Source organism: Chitinophaga sp., assembly GCF_036566945.1.
In the GTDB taxonomy this organism is placed as follows: Bacteria; Bacteroidota; Bacteroidia; order Chitinophagales; family Chitinophagaceae; genus Chitinophaga.
The window spans coordinates 1-3346 of record NZ_DATCVJ010000986.1 but is presented as its reverse complement, the minus strand read 5'-3'; the positions used below and the strand labels follow the sequence as shown (position 1 = coordinate 3346).

3 protein-coding genes and 1 pseudogene are annotated in these 3346 nt (G+C 45.0%); 1 reads left to right on the top strand and 3 read right to left on the bottom strand.

Features of this window, described 5'->3' with window-relative positions:
- Nucleotides 1-47 precede the first annotated feature (47 nt).
- From VIP81_RS29500 to VIP81_RS29490, 3 genes are read right to left on the bottom strand one after another with little or no spacing between them, the layout of a single operon-like run.
- On the bottom strand, nt 48-1304 hold the full coding sequence (locus VIP81_RS29500; protein WP_331970245.1) for a replication-associated recombination protein A: 1257 nt from the start codon (nt 1302-1304) through the stop codon (nt 48-50).
- Nucleotides 1305-1319: 15 nt separating this feature from the next.
- Entirely contained in the window at nt 1320-1751 is a 432-nt protein-coding gene (locus tag VIP81_RS29495; RefSeq protein ID WP_331970242.1) for a group III truncated hemoglobin, read from the bottom strand.
- Between the two features lie 12 nt (nt 1752-1763).
- On the bottom strand, nt 1764-2270 hold the full coding sequence (locus tag VIP81_RS29490) for a hypothetical protein (RefSeq protein WP_331970238.1): 507 nt from the start codon (nt 2268-2270) through the stop codon (nt 1764-1766).
- Between the two features lie 157 nt (nt 2271-2427).
- On the opposite strand from VIP81_RS29490, the pseudogene VIP81_RS29485 reads away from it, so the two are divergent.
- Nucleotides 2428-3346, top strand: a pseudogene (locus VIP81_RS29485) (M13 family metallopeptidase N-terminal domain-containing protein); the annotation flags it as partial.

Below are 3346 nucleotides of genomic sequence, written 5' to 3'. Positions count from 1 at the left end.
AAAATCATCTAAATCAGTATAATCCTGAACAAAGACAAAAACTCGCTTTAATAATTATACTTCTCCTTCCACAAATTCTTCAGGTACTTCCGTAGTTCCTCTTCCCGCGGGTTATTCCCCGGTTCATAAAACTTCGTTCCTTTAATTGCATCGGGCAAAAACTCCTGTACCACAAAGTTATTTTCATAACTGTGTGCATACGCATATCCATCACCATAGCCCATTTGTTTCATCATTTTCGTAGGGGCGTTCCTGATATGCATAGGCACTGGCAGATCACCGGTTTTAGCAACGATCGATTGTGCTGCGCTGATAGCCGTAACGGCAGCATTGCTTTTAGCAGAGGCCGCGAGGTACGTAACACATTGCGAGAGAATAATTCTCGATTCAGGATAGCCTATCAGGTTTACCGCCTGGAAACAGCTGGTGGCCAGTAGCTGTGCATTGGGATTGGCATTGCCAATATCTTCCGATGCCAGGATGACCAGTCTGCGTGCAATGAATTTCACATCTTCTCCACCGTCAATCATTCTGGCGAGATAGTATAAGGCGGCATTCGGATCGCTGCCACGAATGGATTTAATGAACGCAGAAATAATATCGTAGTGCTGCTCTCCGCTTTTATCGTAAATGGCTACACGCTGTTGCGCAATATCCATTACTTTCTTATCGGTGATAACGATAGGATCTTCCTGCAGTGTGGTCACTACCAGTTCAAACAGGTTCAGTAATTTGCGGGCATCTCCCCCTGAAATATTAAAGAGGGCAGTGGTTTCTTTTAAAGTAATGTTTTTGCTCCGCAGCCATTCATCACGCTCCATGGCCTGTTGCAACAGGGTCATTAACTGATCGTTGCCCAGTGGCTTGAGTACATATACCTGACTACGTGATAATACCGCCGCATTTACTTCAAAAGAAGGGTTTTCGGTGGTGGCGCCAATAAGGGTGATGATCCCCTTTTCTACGGCGCCTAACAGCGCATCCTGCTGGGATTTATTAAACCGGTGAATTTCATCTATAAACAATACCGCATGCTGCTGTCTTCTGGCCATTTCAATCACTTCCCTCACTTCCTTTACACCGGCTGAAATGGCGCTGAGGGTATAAAACGGCACCTGTAATGTATGCGCAATAATATTGGCAATCGTAGTTTTACCCACACCCGGAGGACCCCACAAAATCATGGAAGGGATCATGCCCTGCGCTATCGCTTTCCTTAAAATACTGTCCTTGCCGGTAAGATGTTCCTGCCCCACCAGTTCATCCAACGTTACCGGTCTTAACCGCTCCGCTAATGGTTGCATAGTACACTGCTTGTTTTATTGTTTATTGCCCGGGTTAACGAGCGGGATATTTTTGTCGGTGTCCGGATGATTGATCTGTTTCATTTTAAACGCCATAATCTCCTTGATGGACCGGGCACGGGTAAGCGCCAGTTCCGCCTTTTCTCCCGTAAAAAGGGTGTTGACTGTCGCTTCAAATAACGCCAGCCAGCGATCAAAATATGCCGGCTCCAGGGGAACCAGTTTATTCAGCTTAAAATGAGGGTCCATGGCGTTTCTGCCATAGCTGGTACCTTCCAGTAGCAGGCTTTCCCAGAAATCATACATGATGGGCAGATGATGGGGCCAGTCTACCTTGGCCACCTCATTAAAAATAAATCCGATCAGTTCATCCGCTTTAACTTTCTCGTAAAAACTGTTAATCAGTTCTTTGATGTCGTCTCTGTTGGCTATCTCCCGCTTTTCCATAACCCCATTTTTTTATTCTTCTTCCGGTGTATCGTTGTGTTGCTGCTGTTGCTGCCATTGACGCAGAAACCGGAAAGACAAATTAATATTTAATGTAAACAACGCACCCACCACCAAACAAATAACGCCGATGGGTTTCAGCATATTAGGTCTAATGGCTGCCTGCTGTTCGGCCGGTAACGTTAATATCGCTTCCTTCATTTGTTCCGGTGTGACCAGTACCAGCGTTAATCCGCAAAATATCATGAGCAGGGGAAATATGATTCCTATGGAGCCCATAATACGTATGCCGCCGGGGGTGCTTTCCTTCAACGGAATTTCTGGTAACAGGATACTCCGCTGAAGATATAAAGATAAAACGCTATGAATAAAACAGGCGCCCAGCGTAAGCAGTGCGATGACTGCTCCCAGGTTCATTCCCAAAAACAGGATGCTGGATAATGCCGAAAATGTGAAAAAACCGGAAATCATCAACGCAATTGCCGTTGTGACCCTGTACAATTTAAACCTGAAAGTCATCTATATCTGAATTTACGTAACACAAACCTACCTAATTATTTAGAGATTATGGGATTTGATCCGCTGAGCCACCACCGCGGAGATTGCCGTTCATAAAAAACCTTTGCAGCAACATGCCCCGTTTTCCATAACTTTAAATACTAAACCTGTTTTATATATGAACAAAACCAATGCGGTAAAACTACCGTTGCTGGCTGCCATGGTTACTTTTGCAGCCTGCAATTCCAACAGTTCCTCGCACCAGGGAGAAACGGCAGACACCATGAAGGTGCCGGCATTTAACCTGGCCGATATCGACTCTTCCACCAAAGCCTGTGAAGATTTTGACAACTATGTAAACGGAAACTGGAAAAAGAATAATCCTATTCCTTCTACTGAAAGTCGCTGGGGAGCATTCAATATCCTCGATAAAGAAAACAAGGAAGTTCGCCTCAAAGGAATCATTGCTGAAATCACCAGCAAAACCGACCTGAAAAAAGGTACAGAAGAACAACAAATCGCTGATTACTATTCTTCTTTCCTCGATACCGCTACCATTGAGCAACGCGGCATCACACCACTGCAACCTTACCTCGATAAAATTAATGGTATCAAGTCACTCGCTGACTGGGCCAGCGTAACCGGTGAACTGCAAAAAATCGGCGTATCCAGCTTTACCGGATTTGGTGCTGATGCAGATGCCAGAAACAGTAAGATGAACGTGCTTTATCAGGGACAAGGTGGTTTAAGTTTAGGCGAAAAAAGCTACTACGAAAGACAGGATTCTGCTACCAAAAATGTACGCAGCGAATTTTTAGCGCACGTAGACAAAATGTTTAAGCTGGCCGGCTTTACAGAAGCAAATCCCGGTAAAACTGTGCTCGATTTCGAAACCAAACTGGCTAACATACAGCTCACAAACGTGGAGTTGCGCGATCCGGTTAAAACCTATAACAGATCAGCTTATGCGGACCTGAAAAAACTGGCGCCGGATTTCGACTGGGATAATTTCGCTGCCAAACAGGATATTAAAACAGACACGATCGTTCTCCAGAACAAAGAATACCTGACCAAAGCGGGTAACCTGCTGAAAACGA

Coding starts and splice junctions, on each gene's coding strand:
- VIP81_RS29495 (WP_331970242.1), bottom strand. CDS start 1,751: ATGGAAAAGCGGGAGATAGCCAACAGAGACGACATCAAAGAACTGATT.
- VIP81_RS29500 (WP_331970245.1), bottom strand. CDS start 1,304: ATGCAACCATTAGCGGAGCGGTTAAGACCGGTAACGTTGGATGAACTG.
- VIP81_RS29490 (WP_331970238.1), bottom strand. CDS start 2,270: ATGACTTTCAGGTTTAAATTGTACAGGGTCACAACGGCAATTGCGTTG.